The organism is Pseudomonas sp. TH32 (assembly GCF_016650855.1).
Taxonomy (GTDB): Bacteria; Pseudomonadota; Gammaproteobacteria; order Pseudomonadales; family Pseudomonadaceae; genus Aquipseudomonas.
Window position 1 is genome coordinate 484,028 of sequence record NZ_JAEKFA010000001.1, and the last position, 19,010, is coordinate 503,037.

17 protein-coding genes are annotated in these 19,010 nt (G+C 61.6%); 7 read left to right on the forward strand and 10 right to left on the reverse strand.

The window, feature by feature from the left end:
• Nucleotides 1-46: 46 nt before the first annotated feature.
• From JFV30_RS02245 to cmoB, 6 genes are all read left to right on the forward strand, one after another.
• Nucleotides 47-1,036, forward strand: coding sequence for a GntR family transcriptional regulator (locus tag JFV30_RS02245; RefSeq protein WP_201121970.1), 990 nt, complete (start codon nucleotides 47-49; stop codon nucleotides 1,034-1,036).
• Nucleotides 1,037-1,166: 130 nt separating this feature from the next.
• Complete coding sequence (lon, locus tag JFV30_RS02250) at nucleotides 1,167-3,587, forward strand: endopeptidase La (RefSeq protein ID WP_010176923.1); 2,421 nt, start codon at nucleotides 1,167-1,169, stop codon at nucleotides 3,585-3,587.
• A gap of 177 nt (nucleotides 3,588-3,764) precedes the next feature.
• Nucleotides 3,765-4,157, forward strand: coding sequence for a protease inhibitor I42 family protein (locus JFV30_RS02255; protein WP_010176924.1), 393 nt, complete (start codon nucleotides 3,765-3,767; stop codon nucleotides 4,155-4,157).
• Between the two features lies 1 nt (nucleotide 4,158).
• Nucleotides 4,159-4,815, forward strand: coding sequence for a lysoplasmalogenase (locus JFV30_RS02260; RefSeq protein WP_201121686.1), 657 nt, complete (start codon nucleotides 4,159-4,161; stop codon nucleotides 4,813-4,815).
• 36 nt (nucleotides 4,816-4,851) lie between these two features.
• Nucleotides 4,852-5,595, forward strand: a complete 744-nt coding sequence (gene cmoA, locus JFV30_RS02265; protein WP_177083401.1) for a carboxy-S-adenosyl-L-methionine synthase CmoA — start codon at nucleotides 4,852-4,854, stop codon at nucleotides 5,593-5,595.
• Complete coding sequence (gene cmoB / locus JFV30_RS02270; protein WP_201121688.1) at nucleotides 5,592-6,548, forward strand: tRNA 5-methoxyuridine(34)/uridine 5-oxyacetic acid(34) synthase CmoB; 957 nt, start codon at nucleotides 5,592-5,594, stop codon at nucleotides 6,546-6,548. The genes cmoA and cmoB overlap by 4 nt, the downstream gene beginning before the upstream one ends.
• A gap of 138 nt (nucleotides 6,549-6,686) precedes the next feature.
• On the opposite strand, the gene tadA is transcribed toward cmoB, so the two are convergent.
• From tadA to lptF, 10 genes are all read right to left on the reverse strand, one after another.
• A complete protein-coding gene (gene tadA, locus JFV30_RS02275; protein ID WP_010176928.1) occupies nucleotides 6,687-7,178 on the reverse strand; it encodes a tRNA adenosine(34) deaminase TadA in 492 nt (163 codons plus the stop codon).
• Nucleotides 7,178-8,560: a multicopper oxidase family protein gene (locus JFV30_RS02280; protein ID WP_201121690.1), complete on the reverse strand. Its 1,383-nt coding sequence runs from the start codon at nucleotides 8,558-8,560 to the stop codon at nucleotides 7,178-7,180. The genes tadA and JFV30_RS02280 overlap by 1 nt, the downstream gene beginning before the upstream one ends.
• 232 nt (nucleotides 8,561-8,792) lie before the next feature.
• Nucleotides 8,793-9,536, reverse strand: coding sequence for a pyridoxine 5'-phosphate synthase (gene pdxJ, locus JFV30_RS02285; protein ID WP_010176930.1), 744 nt, complete (start codon nucleotides 9,534-9,536; stop codon nucleotides 8,793-8,795).
• A 52-nt stretch (nucleotides 9,537-9,588) separates the two neighbouring features.
• Nucleotides 9,589-10,278, reverse strand: coding sequence for a DNA repair protein RecO (gene recO / locus JFV30_RS02290; RefSeq protein WP_201121692.1), 690 nt, complete (start codon nucleotides 10,276-10,278; stop codon nucleotides 9,589-9,591).
• Nucleotides 10,279-10,462: 184 nt separating this feature from the next.
• Nucleotides 10,463-11,365 (reverse strand): GTPase Era, encoded by a 903-nt coding sequence (gene era / locus JFV30_RS02295; protein WP_003210432.1) that lies wholly within the window; start codon nucleotides 11,363-11,365, stop codon nucleotides 10,463-10,465.
• A complete protein-coding gene (gene rnc / locus JFV30_RS02300; protein WP_003210434.1) occupies nucleotides 11,358-12,047 on the reverse strand; it encodes a ribonuclease III in 690 nt (229 codons plus the stop codon). The genes era and rnc overlap by 8 nt, the downstream gene beginning before the upstream one ends.
• Before the next feature lie 147 nt (nucleotides 12,048-12,194).
• The gene (gene lepB / locus JFV30_RS02305) at nucleotides 12,195-13,049 is read right to left on the reverse strand and encodes a signal peptidase I (RefSeq protein ID WP_003210437.1); all 855 of its coding nucleotides are present in this window, start codon (nucleotides 13,047-13,049) and stop codon (nucleotides 12,195-12,197) included.
• A 5-nt stretch (nucleotides 13,050-13,054) separates the two neighbouring features.
• The gene (gene lepA / locus JFV30_RS02310) at nucleotides 13,055-14,854 is read right to left on the reverse strand and encodes a translation elongation factor 4 (protein WP_029616179.1); all 1,800 of its coding nucleotides are present in this window, start codon (nucleotides 14,852-14,854) and stop codon (nucleotides 13,055-13,057) included.
• A gap of 152 nt (nucleotides 14,855-15,006) precedes the next feature.
• Nucleotides 15,007-16,086 carry an LPS export ABC transporter permease LptG gene (gene lptG / locus JFV30_RS02315; RefSeq protein ID WP_201121695.1) on the reverse strand — a complete coding sequence of 360 codons (1,080 nt, stop codon included), beginning with the start codon at nucleotides 16,084-16,086 and terminating at the stop codon, nucleotides 15,007-15,009.
• The gene (lptF, locus tag JFV30_RS02320) at nucleotides 16,079-17,197 is read right to left on the reverse strand and encodes an LPS export ABC transporter permease LptF (protein ID WP_010176934.1); all 1,119 of its coding nucleotides are present in this window, start codon (nucleotides 17,195-17,197) and stop codon (nucleotides 16,079-16,081) included. The genes lptG and lptF overlap by 8 nt, the downstream gene beginning before the upstream one ends.
• Before the next feature lie 282 nt (nucleotides 17,198-17,479).
• Between lptF and JFV30_RS02325 the strand changes: the two genes are divergently transcribed.
• Nucleotides 17,480-18,970, forward strand: coding sequence for a leucyl aminopeptidase (locus JFV30_RS02325; protein ID WP_010176935.1), 1,491 nt, complete (start codon nucleotides 17,480-17,482; stop codon nucleotides 18,968-18,970).
• The last annotated feature ends 40 nt before the right edge of the window (nucleotides 18,971-19,010 follow it).

The window sequence follows — 19,010 nt, forward strand, 5'->3', positions numbered from 1 at the left end:
TATGAGAGAATCCCCGGCCACCGACCCGTTTGCTCCAGAGAACCCGATGAAAGCAGTGTCAGCCTCGGCTTCCCGTTACGCGATGATTCACCAGGTTTTGCGCGACGCCATCACCCACGGCACTGCCCGTCATGGCCTGGTGTTGCTGGAAGCGCCGCTGGCCGAGCTGTTCGGCACCAGCCGGGTGCCGGTGCGCAAGGCCCTGAACCTGTTGCATGACGAAGGCCTGATTTGCCGCTTCGATGGCCGGGGCTACCTGATCAACCCCGAAGGCCTGGACCTGGAACCGCTGCGACTGCCCTTGAGCCACGCGCACCTGGGCCTCAACGGTGAAGATGAGCTGGTGGACACCCGGCCACTGGGGGAGCGCATCGTCGAGGAAATCGGCGCAGCGCTGTCGACCTGCATCGCTTTCGGCCATTACCGCCTCGACGAACAGTCCGCCGCCGAGCACTACAACGTCAGCCGCGCAGTGGTGCGTGAAGCCCTGATGCGCCTGCGGGACCGTGGCCTGGTGGAAAAAGAACCCTATTCCCAATGGCTGGCCGGGCCGCTGACCGCCCGGGAAGTCACCGAAGACTACGAACTGCGCGCCTGCCTGGAGCCCGAAGCCCTGCGCCAGAGCGCGCCGAACCTCGACCGCGACCTGCTGCAAGCCATGTTGCAGCGCGTGCTCGACGCGCAGAACAGCGCCCATTGCAGCCTGGAAGAGATCGAGCAGATCGAGGAAGACCTGCACCAGCACTGCCTCGCGGGGCTGCAAAACCGCAAGATCGCCGCGCTGATCCGCCAGGGGCAGAGCCCGATGATCATCAGCCGGATTTTCTACCGGCTGCTGGGTATCGGCGCCGATCCGGCGATGCTGGCCGAGCACCGGCTGATCCTTGAGCTGCTGCTGCACGGCGCCTTCGACGCCGCCGCGCTGAACCTGCGCGAGCACCTGCAACGGGCCCGGCAGCGCATGTTGCAACGGTTGAAGGTGCTGTCGGTGCTGCCCGAACAGCCGTTGCCGGCCTACCTGCACAAACTCAGCTGACGAAACGCTCCCACATTGGTCCAGCAGCGTTTCGAAAATAGTGTGCAATTTGTTGCTAACTACCCTCGCCCATTGAAACCACTGCCGACCCGCCCCATCTAACCTGCATACTTCCTTATGCAGGTGCCCCATGAGCGACCAGCAAGAATTCCCGGACATCGACCTCGACGACTACGCCGACCCGGAAAACGCTGAACACACTTCCGCCAACACTGGCTTGGCGCTGCCTGGGCAAAACCTGCCCGACAAGGTCTACATCATCCCGATCCACAACCGGCCTTTCTTCCCGGCGCAAGTGTTGCCGGTGATCGTCAATGAAGAGCCGTGGGCCGAAACCCTGGAACTGGTGAGCAAATCCGAGCACCACTCCCTTGCCCTGTTCTTCATGGAAACGCCACCTGAAGACCCGCGCCACTTCGACACCTCCAGCCTGCCGCTGTACGGCACCCTGGTGAAGGTGCATCACGCCAGCCGTGAAAACGGCAAGCTGCAATTCGTCGCCCAGGGCCTGACCCGCGTGCGGATCAAAACCTGGCTCAAGCACCACCGCCCACCGTATCTGGTGGAGGTCGAATACCCGCACCAGCCGACCCAGCCGACCGACGAGGTCAAGGCCTACGGCATGGCGCTGATCAATGCGATCAAGGAACTGCTGCCGCTCAACCCGCTGTACAGCGAAGAGCTGAAGAACTACCTCAACCGCTTCAGCCCCAACGACCCGTCGCCGCTGACCGACTTTGCCGCCGCCCTCACCTCGGCCACCGGCACCGAGCTGCAGCAAGTGCTGGACTGCGTGCCCATGCTCAAGCGCATGGAAAAAGTCCTGCCGATGCTGCGCAAGGAAGTCGAAGTCGCGCGCCTGCAAAAAGAAATATCCGCCGAGGTGAACCGCAAGATCGGCGAGCACCAGCGCGAGTTCTTCCTCAAGGAACAACTCAAGGTCATCCAGCAAGAGCTGGGGCTGACCAAGGACGACCGCAGCGCCGACGTCGAGCAGTTCGAACAACGCCTGGTGGACAAGGTTCTGCCGACCCAGGCGCAGAAACGCATCACCGAAGAAATGAACAAGCTGTCGATCCTGGAGACGGGTTCGCCGGAGTACGCGGTCACCCGCAACTACCTGGACTGGGCCACCTCGGTGCCGTGGGGCGTGTATGGCGAGGACAAGCTCGACCTCAAGCACGCCCGCAAGGTGCTCGATAAACACCACGCCGGCCTGGACGACATCAAGAGTCGCATCCTCGAATTCCTCGCGGTGGGCGCCTATAAAGGCGAAGTCGCCGGCTCCATCGTGTTGCTGGTAGGCCCGCCGGGCGTGGGCAAGACCAGCGTGGGCAAATCGATTGCCGAGTCCCTCGGCCGGCCGTTCTACCGCTTCAGCGTCGGCGGCATGCGTGACGAGGCCGAGATCAAGGGCCATCGCCGCACCTACATCGGTGCCATGCCGGGCAAGCTGGTGCAAGCGCTCAAAGACGTCGAAGTGATGAACCCGGTGATCATGCTCGACGAGATCGACAAGATGGGCCAGAGCTACCAGGGCGACCCGGCTTCGGCCCTGCTCGAAACCCTGGACCCGGAACAGAACGTCGAATTCCTCGACCACTATCTGGACCTGCGCCTGGACCTGTCCAAAGTGCTGTTCGTGTGCACCGCCAACACCCTGGACTCAATCCCCGGCCCGTTGCTGGACCGGATGGAAGTGATTCGCCTGTCGGGCTATATCACCGAAGAAAAAGTCGCCATCGCCAAGCGCCACCTGTGGCCCAAGCAGTTGGAAAAAGCCGGCGTGTCGAAAAATAGTCTGTCCATCAGCGACGGAGCCCTGCGCGCCCTGATCGATGGTTACGCTCGCGAAGCCGGTGTGCGCCAGTTGGAAAAACAGCTGGGCAAACTGGTGCGCAAGGCCGTGGTCAAGCTGCTGGATGAGCCGGACTCGGTGATCAAGATCGGCAACAAGGACCTGGAAGCGTCCCTGGGCATGCCGGTGTTCCGTAACGAACAGGTACTGTCGGGCACCGGCGTGATTACTGGCCTGGCCTGGACCAGCATGGGTGGCGCGACCTTGCCGATCGAGGCGACGCGCATTCACACGCTCAACCGGGGCTTCAAGCTCACCGGGCAACTGGGCGACGTGATGAAGGAGTCGGCCGAGATTGCCTACAGCTACATCAGCTCGAACCTGAAGTCGTTTGGCGGTGACCCGAAGTTCTTCGACGAAGCCTTCGTGCACCTGCACGTGCCGGAAGGCGCCACACCGAAAGACGGCCCGAGCGCGGGCGTGACCATGGCCAGTGCGCTGCTGTCGCTGGCGCGTAACCAGCCGCCGAAAAAAGGCGTGGCCATGACCGGCGAACTGACGTTGACCGGGCATGTACTGCCGATTGGCGGGGTGCGCGAGAAGGTGATCGCAGCGCGGCGCCAGAAGATTCACGAGTTGATCTTGCCGGAGCCCAATCGCGGGAGTTTTGAGGAATTGCCGGAGTACCTGAAGGAAGGCATGACGGTGCACTTTGCCAAGCGCTTTGCGGATGTGGCGAAGGTGTTGTTCTGACCGTTATGTAGTGTCTGAGCTGGCCCCTGTGGTGAGCGGGCTTGCCCCGCTCACCACAAGCAAGCCCGCTCACCACAATAAACTCACTCACCACTATTAAGTGGTGTTTGCCTTCCTGTCACACCTTGTCTCATCTTCGGTTATGCTCGCCCTTCGTCGCCAAACAACGGAGCCCCCATGACCGCTGCCCGCCTGCTTCTCCCCCTGAGCCTTTGCCTGCTCGCCGCCTGTGCCAGTGCGCCGAAGCAAAACGTCACCGTGGAAAAACAGAGCGCTTGCCCCCTGCAACTCAAAACCGGGCAAAACCTGATCCTGACCCTGCCCAGCAACCCCACCACCGGTTACCGCTGGGCCATCCAGGACTCGGCCGGCGGCGTGCTGCGCAGCCTGAGCCCCGAGGTCTACAGCAACACCGAAGACACCGGCGTGGTCGGCAGTGGCGGTCAATCCACCTGGCGTTTCCAGGCCTTCAATGCGGGCCAGGGCCGGCTGCGCCTCACCTCACAACAACCCTGGGAGCCGGAAGCAGAACCGGCCGAAACCTTCGACTGCGCCATTACGGTGAACTGATATGCCATGGATGATCCTTGCGTTGATGGGGGCGGTGACCTTTATCTACGGCCTGAGCACCCACGCCACCCTGCTCTGCCTGTTGGTAAAGCCATTGCCGGTGCTGGCGTTGCTGGGGTGGCTGCATGATGCGCCGCCCACCGACTATCGACGCTGGATCAGCCTGGGGCTGATTTTTTCCCTGGTGGGCGACGTGCTGCTGGCCTGGCCCGGCGACCTGTTCATCTTCGGCCTCGGGGCGTTTTTGTTCGCGCACCTGGCGTACCTGAAAGCCTACTTGAGCGACTGCCGCCGCCCGGCGATTTTGCCGCTGGTACTGGCGCTGGTGGTGGGCGCGGTCTTGCTGAGCATCCTGATTTCCCACGGCCTGGGCCCGCTGCTGGTGCCGGTGGTGGTGTATGCGCTGGTGATCAGCGCGATGCTGTGGCGAGCGCTGGCACGGTTGGGCAGCGCAGTGCCCAAGCGCTCGGCGTACCTGGCGGCGGCAGGCGCGGTGTCGTTTGTGTTTTCCGACACGCTGATCGGGATCAATCGGTTTGTGGTGGCGTTTGAAGCGGCGCCGTATTTGCTGATCGTCAGCTATTGGCTGGGGCAGTGGGGCATTACCGCATCGGCGTTCCATCAGACAACCCGCGCATCCGAAGGCCAATTTGGCTAAAATGCCGGCCTTTTCCCCCTCGTCGCCGGAACAGCCGTGAGCAAAGAACCCGATCGCCTATTCGCCCAGCCCCTGCCCCAGGTGCCGGACTTCGCCTTCAACGAAGACGTGGTGCGGGTTTTCCCGGACATGATCAAGCGCTCGGTGCCCGGTTACCCGACCATCGTCGAAAACCTCGGCGTGCTCGCGGCGCAGTTTGCCCAGCCCAATAGCGTGCTCTACGACCTCGGTTCGTCCCTCGGCGCCGTGACCCAGGCCTTGCGCCGTCACGTGCGCACCGACGGTTGCCGGGTGATCGCGGTGGATAACTCGGCGGCGATGGTCGAGCGTTGCCGCGAATACCTCAACGGCCAGGACTCGATGTTCCAGGAGTTGCTGCCGGTGGACGTCATCGAGGGCGATATCCTCGCCCTGCAATTCCAGCCGGCTTCGGTGGTGGCGCTGAACTTCACCCTGCAATTTATCGCCCCCGAACAACGCCTGGCGCTGCTGGGGCGGATTCGCCAATCGTTGCTGCCGGGCGGCGCGTTGATCCTTTCGGAAAAGCTGCGCTTCAATGATTCGGAAGAACACGCACTGCTCACCGATTTGCACATCGCCTTCAAACGCGCCAACGGCTACAGCGAACTGGAAATCGCCCAGAAGCGCAGCGCCATCGAAAACGTCATGAAGCCCGACAGCCTCGAAGAACACCGCGAGCGCCTGCTGGCGGCCGGGTTCTCGAAAGTCGTGCCGTGGTTCCAGTGTCTTAACTTTGCCTCGTTGATTGCCTTGCCATGATTGATCTGTCTCCCCTCGCCCGCCATCTGGTCGGCACTCCCCTGGCCGTATGGGCCCAGGGCCTGCAAGCGCAACTCGATGCAAAGATGGAAAAGGGTCACGGCGACCTGGAACGCTGGCAAAGCGCGCTGGACGCGCTGCCGAAGATCATGCCCAGCGAAATCGACCTGCTGAACGGCCTGGTGCTCGACACCGATTGCGACGACGACACCCGCGCGCAAATGCGTACCGCGCTGATGGGCCTGTGCCCGTGGCGCAAGGGCCCGTTCGATCTGTTCGGCGTGCACGTCGATACCGAATGGCGTTCGGACTGGAAATGGTCGCGGGTCGCGCCGCACCTGGACCTCAAGGGCAAGCGCATTCTCGATGTGGGTTGCGGCAACGGTTACTACATGTGGCGCATGCTCGGCGCCGGGGCCGACAGCGTGATTGGCGTCGACCCGAACTGGCTGTTCTTCTGCCAGTTCCAGGCGGTGCAACGCTACCTGTCAGCACCGAAGGCCTGGCACCTGCCGTTCCCGTTTGAAGACCTGCCGCCGAATATGGAAGGCTTCGACACGGTGTTTTCCATGGGCGTGTTTTATCACCGTCGTTCGCCCATCGAGCATTTGCTGGCGCTGAAGGATTGCCTGGTAAAGGGTGGCGAACTGGTGTTGGAAACGTTGGTGGTTGAGGGCGATCAGCAACAAGTGCTGGTGCCGGAAGACCGCTACGCGCAGATGCGCAACGTGTGGTTCCTGCCGTCGGTGCCGGCGCTGATGCTGTGGCTGCGCCGTGCCGGCTTCAGCGATGTGCGTTGTGTGGATGTGAGCGTGACCACGATCGAGGAACAGCGCGGCACGGAGTGGATGAAGTACCAGTCCCTCAGCGACTTCCTGGACCCTGAGGATCACAGCAAGACCGTCGAAGGGCTGCCGGCACCGATGCGTGCGGTGATAGTCGCGAAGAAATAAGACTACTGTTGTGTTGAAGAAATAAGACTGCTGTTGTGGCGAGGGAGCTTGCTCCCGCTGGAGTGCGCAGCGCTCCCCAGATTTTGGGGCCGCTACGCAGCCCAACGGGAGCAAGCTCCCTCGCCACAGGGTATCGCGTCAGCCTTTGGCGCGACGTGCCTTGAAAAACTCGCTCAACACCGTCCCGCACTCTTCGGCCAACACCCCGCCCTCATACAGCACCCGATGATTGAGAAAGCCCTGGGTAAAAAACTGCCCCTGGCTTTGCACGATCCCCGCCTTTGGCTCCAGCGCGCCGTACACCACCCGGGCAATCCGTGAATGCACGATCAGCCCGGCGCACATGCTGCACGGTTCCAGCGTGACGTACAGCGTACTGCCCGGCAGCCGGTAATTGCTCACGGCCTGGGCGGCCGCGCGGATCGCGACCATCTCGGCATGCGCACTGGGGTCGTTGCCACTGATGGGGCAGTTAAAGCCGCGCCCGATGATTTCCCCATCCTGAACCAGTACCGCGCCCACCGGCACTTCACCCAATGCCGCGCCTTGGGCAGCCAGGGCCAGCGCTTCACGCATGAAGTCCTGATCGCGACTGCGGTCGATAATCGCCGTGGGGCGAAACTGGCGCATTACGCCACCTCGATGGCGGCCATCAGGCCGGTTTCCATGTGGTCGATCACATGGCAGTGGAACATCCAGACACCCGGGTTATCCGCCACCAGCGCTACGCGGGCACGTTCGTTCTTGCCCAGCAGGTAGGTGTCGGTGAAGTACGGAATCACCTTGTGGCGGTTCGAGGCGATGACCTTGAAACTCATGCCGTGCAGGTGGATCGGGTGTTGGTACTGGGTCATGTTCTTCAATTCGAAAATGTAGCTCTTGCCCTTTTCAAGCTTGGCGATCGGGCGGTCGGCGCAGGTCTTGTCGGTGATGTCCCAGGCCTGGCCGTTGATCTGCCACAGGCTCGGTGGCTTGCCATTGTCCACGTTCACCGAGACCGATCCAACCCATTCGAAATTGAAGTTGAGTTTCTCGGCATTGGCCAGGTCCGGCTCGGCAATCGGGTTGGCGGGCAGCGCGGGCGGCCACTCGGTGGGCGCGTCGGTGCTGGCCACCGAGCGGAAGGTGCCCAGGCGCACCGGCCCGTTGCGGATCGACAATTCTTCACCGGCGGGAGGCGCCTTGATCGCCAGGCAAATGCGCATGCCCGGGCCCAGCCAGTATTCCTTGCCCAACGGGCGCGGTTCGACGGGATTGCCGTCCAGGGCATAGATCTGCGCTTCAACGTCGGGGATGTTGATGCGATAGGTCAGGGTGTTATCGAGGTTGAGCAGGCGCACCCGGGTGATCTGCCCGGCCGGCAAATCGATCACCGCCTGGGACACGCCATTGATGGTCGACAGGCGCCCGGCGGTGCCGCCCCGGGCTGCTTCGCGGGGAATGCTGAAGGCGACAAAGGCGCCCTCTTCGTCCACGTGCCAGCTTTTCAGGCTCAGGGTGCGTTCGTGTTTGAAACCGGTGGGTTCGCGCTCTTCGATGATCAGCGGGCCCACCAGGCCACGGCCCAGCTCTTCGCTGCTGTTCACGTGGGGGTGATACCAGTAGCTGCCGGCATCGGGCACGCGGAATTTGTAGTCGAAGTATTCGCCCGGCAGCACCGGCAGTTGCGAGACGTACGGCACGCCGTCCATTTCCAGCGGCAGGCGAATGCCGTGCCAATGGATGGTAGTGGCCACCGGCAGGTGGTTGATAAACCGCACCCGCAGCCATTCACCCTGGCGCACTCGCAACTCGGTGCCCGGCGCCGAAGGGCCGAAGGCCCAGGCTTGGGTCTTGTGCCCCGGCACCAATTCCACGTCCAGCGGTGCGGCGATCAACTCGTAATCGTGCCCCGCCTCGGCCTCGGCGACTTTGCCCAGCCAATAGCGGTAGGCGCCACCGGCACCGACGCCCACCACGGCAAGACCGGCAAGACCACCCAGGATTTGTCGACGGGAAAACGATTGGGACACAACAACCTCACGTATCTGCCGCGGGTCCGAGACCCGCAAAGGGCAGATACCATACACCGGCATCACCTAAACAGTAAGGGTTCGCATTGCCACATGTAGGAGCGGGCTTGCTGTGGTGAGCGGGCTTGCCCCGCGTTGGGCTGCGAAGCAGCCCCATCAATCTGTGGTGAACCCGACGGGGGACAAGCCCCCTCACCACAGCCCGCTCCCACATTGGATCTTCAGCGATTTTTTAATGTTTGGCAGCAGCCAGAATCAAGGCTTTCATCTCGGCGACGGCGCCTTTGAATCCGACGAACAGCGCATGGGCCACCAGCGCATGGCCGATGTTCAGCTCGTTGATGCCCTTGATCGCAGCCACGGCTTCGACGTTATGGTAGTGCAGGCCGTGGCCGGCGTTGACGATCAGGCCTTCGCCCAGGCCGCATTTGACGCCGTCGATGATGCGCTGCAATTCATCAGCGACTTCGGTCGGCGTGGTGGCGTCGGCGTAACGGCCAGTGTGCAGTTCGATGGCCGGGGCACCGACACGGCGCGAGGCTTCGATCTGGCGCTCGTCGGCGTCGATGAACAGCGAGACTTCACTGCCGATCTTCGACAGGCGTTCCACGGCGGCCTTGATCCGCGCTTCCTGGCCGGCCACATCGAGGCCGCCTTCGGTGGTCAGTTCCTGGCGGGTTTCCGGCACCAGGCAGATATGCGCCGGGCGGATGCGCTCGGCGAATGCCATCATTTCTTCGGTGACGCCCATTTCGAAGTTCATGCGGGTTTGCAGCACGTCCTTGAGCAGCAGTACGTCGCGTTCCTGGATGTGGCGGCGGTCTTCGCGCAGGTGCACGGTGATGCCGTCGGCACCCGCTTCTTCGGCGTCCAGCGCGGCCTTGACCGGGTCCGGGTAACGGGTGCCCCGGGCCTGGCGCAGGGTGGCTACGTGGTCGATGTTCACGCCGAGAAGAATGCGATTGCTGGTGGTCACGAAAAGCGCTCCTGAAGAGGGAAGGAATCGCTGCACAGCATACACGGGGATGTCAGGGCTTTCGAAACAACTCGCGACTGACCAATGGCCGACCGCCCAAATGCACGGCCAGGGCCTGGCGCATCAGGCGCTTGGCGGCGGACAACGCGCCGGGGGCGGTCCAGTCGGCTTCGCTCATGGCCAGCAACTCGGTGCCCTGGAACAGGCCGGGTTGCAGCAGGTAGACACGCTCCAGGCCCGCGTCGACTTGCAGGCGGTACATGCCGTCGGCGGCGATGGGGTCGCCGTGCAAGTCGCTGCTCAATTCGAAGCCGTAGCCAAGGTCGTCCAACAGGCGCCATTCGAACGCGCGCAGCAGCGGCTCCAAAGGGCGGCCTTCGGCGAGGGCGAGCAAGGTGGCGGCATAATGATCGAAGACGCCGGGGTGCGGGTCTTCGGCGGGGAGCAGGCGAATCAGCAATTCGTTGAGGTAGAGGCCGCTGAACAGCGCCTCACCGTTGAGCCAGTTGGAGGCACCGGCGGCCTCCATGCGGCCGACGTTCTTCAGCTCACCGCGTCCGCGAAACTCCACTTCCAGGGCCACAAAGGGCCGCGCCAGGGTGCCGGCCTTGCCGCGCGCACTGCGCAAGACAGCGCGCAGACGTCCTTGGGGTGTGAGGAAGTCCACCAGGGCGCTGGTCTCGCGGTAGGCGCGGCTGTGCAAGACGTAGGCGGGTTGGCCGGTGGGTGGGGTGGAGGACATGAGACGGGAGCTTTTCCTGTGGCGAGGGGGCTTGTCCCCCGTTGGGCTGCGCAGCAGCCCCAAACAAAGTAGCTGCAGTCTTTCAGAAAGACCTTATTGTTTGCTTTTAGGGCTGCTTCGCAGCCCAACGGGGGACAAGCCCCCTCGCCACAACAAGCCCCTCACCCACAAATCCGGTCAGGGCTTACAGGTCGCCGTAACCCAACGAACGCAACGCACGCTCATCATCAGACCAGCCACCCTTAACCTTCACCCACAGGTTGAGCATGATCTTGGAATCAAACAGCAATTCCATGTCCTTGCGCGCTTCGGTGCCGATGCGCTTGATGCGCTCGCCCTTGTCGCCAATGATGATTTTCTTCTGGCCGTCACGTTCAACGAGGATCAGCGCGTGGATGTGCAAGGTCTTGCCCTGCTGCTTGAACTCTTCGATTTCGACGGTGATCTGGTACGGCAGCTCGGCACCCATCTGGCGCATGATTTTCTCGCGTACCAGTTCGGCGGCGAGGAAACGGCTGCTGCGGTCGGTGATCTGGTCTTCCGGGAAGAAGTGCTCGTTCTCCGGCAGGTAACCGGCGATCACGCGCTCCAGGGCTTCGAGGTTGTGCCCGTGCTGGGCCGAGATCGGCATGATCTGGGCGTTCGGCAGTTGTTCCTGCAGCCAGCTCAGGTGCGGCATCAGCTCGGCTTTGTCTTCGATACGGTCGGTCTTGTTCAACGCGACGATCAACGGGCCGGTGACGTACTGCACGCGTTCCAGAACCATCTGGTCTTCGTCGGTCCACTTGGTGCGGTCGACCACGAAGATCACCACGTCGACGTCTTTCAACGCCGCCGAAGCGGTTTTGTTCATGTAGCGGTTAAGGGCCTTTTCGCCGCCTTTGTGCATGCCCGGGGTATCAACGTACACCGCCTGGACGGCGCCTTCGGTCTTGATGCCCAGCATGTTGTGGCGGGTGGTCTGAGGCTTGCGCGAAGTGATCGCCAGCTTCTGTCCCAGGATGTGGTTCAGCAACGTGGACTTGCCCACGTTCGGACGGCCGACGATGGCAACATAGCCACAGCGAGTTGCGGTTGAATCAGTCATGGCCATTCTCCACGCCCAGGGCAATCAGTGCTGCAGCGGCCGCTACCTGTTCGGCAATACGACGGCTCACACCCTGACCTCGGCTTTTTTCATTCAGTAAGGTGATTTCACATTCGACGAAGAAGACTCGGCAATGCGGCTCACCCTGGATATCCACCACTTCGTAACGCGGCAGGTCGCAACCACGGGACTGCAGGAATTCCTGCAGGCGGGTCTTGGGGTCTTTGTTGGTGTCTACCAGCGTCAGGCTTTCGATCTCGGTCGACAGCCAGGCGACGACGCGCTCTTTGGCCGCTTCCATGCCCGCATCGAGGTAGATCGCGCCGATCAGCGCTTCAAGGGCGTCGGCCAGGATCGACTCGCGACGGAAACCGCCGCTCTTCAGCTCGCCGGAGCCCAGGCGCAGGTAATCACCCAGGTCGAAACCACGGGCCAGTACGGCCAGGGTCTCACCTTTCACCAGGCGCGCACGCAAGCGCGACAACTGGCCTTCGCGGGCCAGGGGGAAGCGATTGAACAGGGCTTCACCGGCGACGAAATTGAGGATGGCATCACCGAGGAATTCCAGGCGCTCGTTGTTACGCCCGGCAAAACTGCGGTGTGTAAGGGCAAGGATCATCAATTCCTGATCCTTGAAGGTGTAGCCGAGCTGACGCTCGAGACGGCTTAGAGAAACGCTCACGGTTTACCCACATTCAGTTCGAGGCACCGGTGGCCTGCGACGATTAACGCTGTGTTCAAATTCAAATCCTGGTGGTTGCTGCATGGAGCCGGACTTTGTCCAAGCCCCAGAAAAGCATTCGGCGCTGTGTTCACAGCGCCGCATGGATTACTTGATCAGCCCGACCCGCGAGAAGTTCGGCAGGTGGCTGAGCTTGGGTTCCGGCCAACTCATCCAGACCGCGAAGGCCTTGCCGACGATATTCTGGTCGGGGACCATGCCCAGCAGGTCCTTGGGAATATTGGGATCATCCCAGTAACGGCTGTCGTTGGAGTTGTCGCGGTTGTCGCCCATCATGAAGTAGTGCCCGGCAGGCACTGTCCACTGGTTGTCAGGCGGCGAACGGTAGCGGCTCATTTCCTTGCGGATTTCGTGCTCTACCGCTCCGAGTTTCTCCTGGTACAGCTCGGCGCTGCCCAGGGTGTTTGGCTCGGAACCGATCAGTTTTTCTGCCACCGACTCGCCGTTGACGAACAGGCGCTTGTCGCTGGTGTAGCGAATCACGTCGCCCGGCAGGCCCACTACACGCTTGATGTAGTTGACGTTCGGGTCGCTTGGGTAGCGAAACACCATCACATCGCCGCGCTGCGGGTCACCGATCTCGATCACTTTCTTGTCGATCACCGGCAAGCGGATCCCGTAAGAAAACTTGTTCACCAGGATGAAGTCGCCCACGTCCAGGGTAGGTTTCATCGAGCCCGAAGGGATCTGAAACGGCTCCACCAGGAACGAACGCAACACCAGCACGATGAACAACACCGGGAAGAACGACTTGCCGTATTCAACCAGCATTGGCTCTTTGTTCAGTTTCTCGATCACCGCCACATCGGGCTGGCTGACGCTGCCCTGATAGGACGCGATGGCTGCCCGGCGACGCGGGGCGAAGAACACCAGATCGAGCAACGCCAATAGACCGCAAACGGCAACGGCGATGACCAGCAACAGCGGGAAATTTAGTGACATAGGACCTAACTATCCAACCTGAGCACCGCAAGGAAGGCTTCTTGTGGAATTTCCACGTTGCCCACTTGCTTCATGCGTTTTTTACCGGCCTTTTGCTTCTCGAGCAGCTTGCGCTTACGGCTGACGTCGCCGCCATAGCATTTGGCCAGTACGTTCTTTCTGAGTGCCTTGACGGAGGTCCGTGCAATGATCTGCCCGCCAATGGCGGCCTGGATCGCGACGTCGAACATCTGGCGCGGAATCAGTTCTTTCATCTTTTCGGTCAACTGGCGACCTTTGTAGTGCGCGTTGTCCTTGTGCACGATCAGCGCCAGGGCATCCACCTTGTCGCCGTTGATCAGCACATCCAGCTTCACCAGATTAGCTGATTGGTAACGATCAAAATGGTAATCCAGCGAAGCATAGCCGCGGCTGGTGGATTTGAGACGGTCAAAGAAGTCGAGGACCACTTCGTTCATCGGCAAATCGTAGGTCACTTGCACCTGGGTACCGAGGAAGAGCATGTCGTGTTGTACGCCACGCTTTTCAATACACAGGGTAATGACGTTGCCCAGGTGCTCTTGCGGCACAAGAATATTGGCCCGCACGATCGGTTCGCGCATGTCCTCGATGGAAGACAGATCCGGAAGCTTGGACGGGTTGTCGACGTAAATCGTTTCACCGGTTTTCAGCGCCAGCTCAAAAATAACCGTCGGCGCGGTGGTGATCAGGTCCAGGTCGTATTCGCGCTCGAGGCGCTCCTGGATGATTTCCATGTGCAGCATGCCCAGGAAACCACAGCGGAAGCCGAAGCCCAGGGCGTCGGAGCTTTCCGGGGTGTACTGCAACGACGAGTCGTTGAGGGTCAGCTTCTGCAGGGCTTCGCGGAAATCCTCGAAGTCGTCTGAGCTGACCGGGAACAGACCGGCGTAAACCTGCGGCTGGATGCGTTTGAAGCCCGGCAGCACGTCGACGTCAGGGGTGGAGCTCAAGGTCAGGGTGTCACCTACCGGTGCACCGTGGATGTCCTTGATACCGGCGATGATGAAGCCCACTTCACCGGCTTTCAGATCAGCGGTTGCGGTGTGCTTCGGGTTGAAAACACCGACGCTGTCCACCAGGTGGATCTTGCCGGTGGATTTGACCAGGATCTTGTCGCCCTTCTTCACACGGCCGTGGCGCACGCGTACCAGGGAAACAACGCCCAGGTAGTTGTCGAACCAGGAGTCGATGATCAACGCTTGCAGCGGATCTTCGTAGTTGCCGGTGGGGGCTGGAATGGTCTTGACCAGGCGCTCGAGCACTTCGTCGACGCCCAGGCCGGTCTTGGCACTGCACTCGACGGCGTCGGTGGCGTCAATGCCGATGATCTTCTCGATCTCTTCCTTGACGCGGTCCGGATCGGCCTGTGGCAGGTCGATCTTGTTCAGCACCGGCATCACTTCCAGGCCTTGCTCGATGGCGGTGTAGCAGTTGGCTACGGATTGGGCTTCAACACCCTGGCCCGCGTCCACCACCAGCAACGCACCTTCACAGGCCGCAAGCGAACGGCTGACTTCATAGGTGAAGTCGACGTGGCCCGGGGTGTCAATGAAGTTGAGCTGGTACTTGATACCGTCTTTGGCGGTGTAATACAGAGTAACGCTGTGGGCCTTGATGGTGATCCCGCGCTCGCGCTCGAGGTCCATGGAGTCCAGCACCTGGGCTTCCATTTCACGCTCGGCAAGGCCGCCGCACATCTGGATGAATCGATCGGCCAGCGTCGACTTGCCATGGTCAATGTGGGCGATGATGGAGAAATTGCGGATATGACTCAAATCACTCACGGATCAACACTCAAAAAGGCTGCAGGCAGACTGCCCGCTGAAAAATAGCCGGGAATTGTACCTGATGCGCAGACCAGACGTCATCCATGGTGACCAAGAACAAAAATGCCCCGATCGTTCGAGCGGGGCATTTTTTGTTCATAAGCGCGGGCTCAACCGGCCCGGCGCAACAGCCAGAAGCCGGCCACGGCGCAGATCGCGGTCGGCACCAGCACCGCAAACAGCGGCGAGAAGCCGAATACCAGACTGGATGGCCCCAGCAGGTCCTGGGCAATACGGAAGGTGAACCCCACCAATACGCCGGTAAACACGCGCTGACCGAGGGTTACCGAGCGCAGCGGGCCGAAGATGAACGAGATCGCCATCAGTACCAGCGCAGCGGTCACCACCGGCTGCAACACCTTGACCCAAAACGCCAGCCAGTAACGACCGTTGTTCAAGCCCTGGTCCTTGAGGTAGTGGATATAACCCCAAAGGCCGGAGATCGGCAGGCTTTCGGGGATCATCACCACGGTGTTCAGCAATTCAGGCTTGAGGGAAATATCCCACTGCTCCGTCGGCACATTGATCACTTCGGTGCTCGACGCCGCGCCCTTGCCGATATCGCGGAAATAGGTGGTGCTCACCTCGCTCAGTTGCCACTTTTCGTCGGCGTACTGCGCACGTTTGGCGAAGCTGGACGACAGAAGGTGACGTTCTTTATCGAAGTGGTAGCGCGTGACACCGACCAACAGGCCGCCCGGTTGCACGGCGTTGATGTGGATGAACTCCTCACCCTGGCGGTGCCACAGGCCATGCTTGGAGCTCTGGGCATCACCCGAGCCCTGGGCCAGGGCACGATTGGCCTGGGCCGTGGATTCGGCCGGAGGCGCCACGTATTCGCCGATCAGCACGCTGACCACCATCAGCAACAGCATGGGCTTCATGACCGCCCACACGATGCGGCCGATGGAAACACCCGCCGCACGCATGATGGTCAGTTCGCTGTTGCTGGCCAGGCTGCCCAGGCCGATCAGGCAGCCGATCAGCGCAGCCATCGGCATCATGTCGTAGAGACGACGGGGCGCGGTCAGCGCCACGTAGCTCAGAACGTCGGTGACGGTGTAGGTATCGCTGACGTTGCCGACCTCGTCAATGAAGGCGAACAACGAGGCCAAACCCAGAATAATGCCCAATACCGCAAGGATTGCGACCAGAACGCTGCTACCAATGTAGCGGTCGAGCTTAACCACGAGCCATCTCCTTCATGCTGCGACGACTCTGCATCTTCAAGCGCAACGGTTCCCAATAAAGCAGGCCCAGGCCAATCGCCAGGAAGATCCCGTGGACCCACCACAGCCCAAGGGCGGGCGGCAGCTTGCCCTTCTCCAGGGAGCCGCGGGCGGAAATCAGGATGGTCAGGTAAGCCATATACAGCAGGATCGCCGGCAACAGCTTGAGGAAGCGGCCCTGGCGCGGGTTGACCCGGGACAGCGGCACGGCCATCAAGGTCACGATAAACACCAGCAGCGGCAGGGAAATCCGCCATTGCAGCTCGGCAATCGAGCGCAGTTCCTTGCTGCCGATCAGGTCTGGCGTCGGGATCGCGTCACGGTCGGTGACTTCGTCGCTGACATCCGGCCGGGCCAGCATCACGCCATAGGTGTCGTATTTGATTGCGCGGTAATCGGCCTGCCCGGGGCTGCCGTCATAGCGATAGCCGTTTTCCAGGATCAGGTAACGGCTGCCGTCCGGACGCACTTCCTGCCGGCCGCTGTCGGCCACCAAGATCGAAATGCCACGGTCTTTCTGGTTCTGGCCGAGGTTTTTCTGGGAGATGAACACGCCGCCCAGGTTGGCACGGTCATCCGACAGTTGTTCGGTGTAGGTCACCCGGGTGCCGTCGTTGAGCGCTTGAAAGCGGCCCGGCTCCAGGGTGTCGAATTCGGTCATGGCGTCCTGTTTATTGAGCACCAACTGGAACTGCAAGGCTCCCTGGGGTGCCAGGCTCAAGCTCAACCAGGCCACGACCAGCGCGATACCGGTGGCAGGAACCATGGTCATGGCCAGCAAACGTTGCTGGCTCATGCCGGTGGCCGACAGTACGGTCATTTCGCTTTCAAGGTACAAGCGACCATAAGCCAGCAGGATCCCGAGAAACAGGCCCAATGGCAGGATCAGTTGCAAGAAACCTGGCAGGCGAAAGCCCATGATCAGGAACAGCGAGCCCGGATCCAGGGCGCCCGAGGCAGCCTGGGCGAGATATTTGACGAAGCGACCACTCATGATGATGACCAGCAATACCGCACTCACGGCACTCAGGGTCAACAGGACTTCGCGGGACAGATAACGGAAGACGATCAAACCAGACACTCCAGGGTTGTCAGGCTAAGGCGGCCAAACAAGCAAGCATATCGAGTCGACCCATTGCTGCAGGCCGGCTAAAAAGATGCCGCATTATCCTGTGATTGACCGCACCTGTCACGGAGCTTGCTCATACGCGTGCACAAAGCTGTCCGCAAGGGTTGTCAGGCTCGGCCGGCGAGGTTCAAACTGCGGCCTTTGTCGCGGGCGGCCTACAGGCTGCCAAGCTTACAAGCCGGAGTACAGACTCCTGGCTCACTGACCTTTATAAGGGACCCGAAAATGGAACTGGTTGTAAAAAGCGTTAGCCCCGAAACGTTGAAAACCGCCACCCTCGTGGTCGCTGTCGGCGAAGGCCGCAAGCTGGGCGTTGCCGCCAAGCAACTGGACGAACTGAGCGGCGGCGCCATCAGCGCGGTCCTCAAGCGCGGCGACCTGGCCGGCAAAGTGGGCCAGAGCCTGCTGCTGCAAAGCCTGCCTAACCTTAAAGCCGACCGCGTATTGCTGGTGGGCGTGGGCAAGGACGCCGAACTGGGCGACCGCCCGTTCCGCAAGATCATCAGCGGCATCCTCAATACCCTCAAGGGCCTGGGCGGCACTGATGCAGCCCTGGCGCTGGATGAAATCGTAGTAAAAGGCCGCGACAGCTACGGCAAGACCCGCCTGCTGGCCGAAAGCCTGCTGGACGGCGAATACGTCTTCGACCAGTTCAAGAGCACCAAAGCCGAACCCCGCGCCCTGAAGAAAGTCACCCTGCTGACCATCAAGGCCGCCCAGGCTGAAGTCGAACGCGCCGTGACCCACGCCCAGGCCATCGCCGGCGGCATGGCGTTCACCCGTGATTTGGGCAACCTGCCACCGAACATCTGCCACCCTACCTACCTGGGCGAGCAAGCCAAGGCGCTGGGCAAGGAATTCAAGGGCCTGAAAGTCGAAGTCCTGGATGAGAAGAAGATCAAGGAACTGGGCATGGGCTCGTTCTATGCCGTGGGCCAGGGCAGCGACCAGCCACCACGCCTGATCGTGATGCAATACAACGGCGGCAAGAAGTCCGAGAAGCCCTTTGCCCTGGTCGGCAAAGGCATCACCTTCGACACCGGCGGCATCAGCCTCAAGCCGGGCCTGGGCATGGACGAGATGAAGTACGACATGGGCGGTGCCGCCAGTGTCTTCGGTACCCTGCGTGCCGTGCTGGAACTCAAGCTGCCGATCAACCTGGTGTGCATCCTGGCCTGCGCCGAGAACATGCCAAGCGGCGGCGCGACCCGTCCGGGCGACATCGTGACCACCCTCAGCGGCCAGACCGTGGAAATCCTCAACACCGACGCCGAAGGCCGCCTGGTGCTGTGCGACGCCCTGACCTACGCCGAACGTTTCAAGCCGCAAGCCGTGATCGACATCGCCACCCTGACCGGTGCCTGCGTGGTCGCCCTGGGCGCCCACACGTCGGGCCTGCTGGGCAACAACGACGAACTGATCGGCCAACTGCTCAGCGCCGGCCAGGCGGCTGACGATCGCGCCTGGCAACTGCCGCTGTTCGATGAGTACCAGGAACAGCTGGACAGCCCGTTCGCCGACATCGCCAACATTGGCGGCCCGAAAGCCGGCACCATCACCGCAGCCTGCTTCCTGTCGCGTTTTGCCAAGAACTTCAACTGGGCGCACTTGGACATCGCCGGCACTGCCTGGACCAGCGGCGGCAAGGACAAGGGCGCCACTGGCCGTCCGGTTCCGTTGCTGACCCAGTACCTGCTGGACCGCGCCAAAGCCTGAAAATGACGATCCCGGGGCGGCGATTTCAACGCCGTCCCAG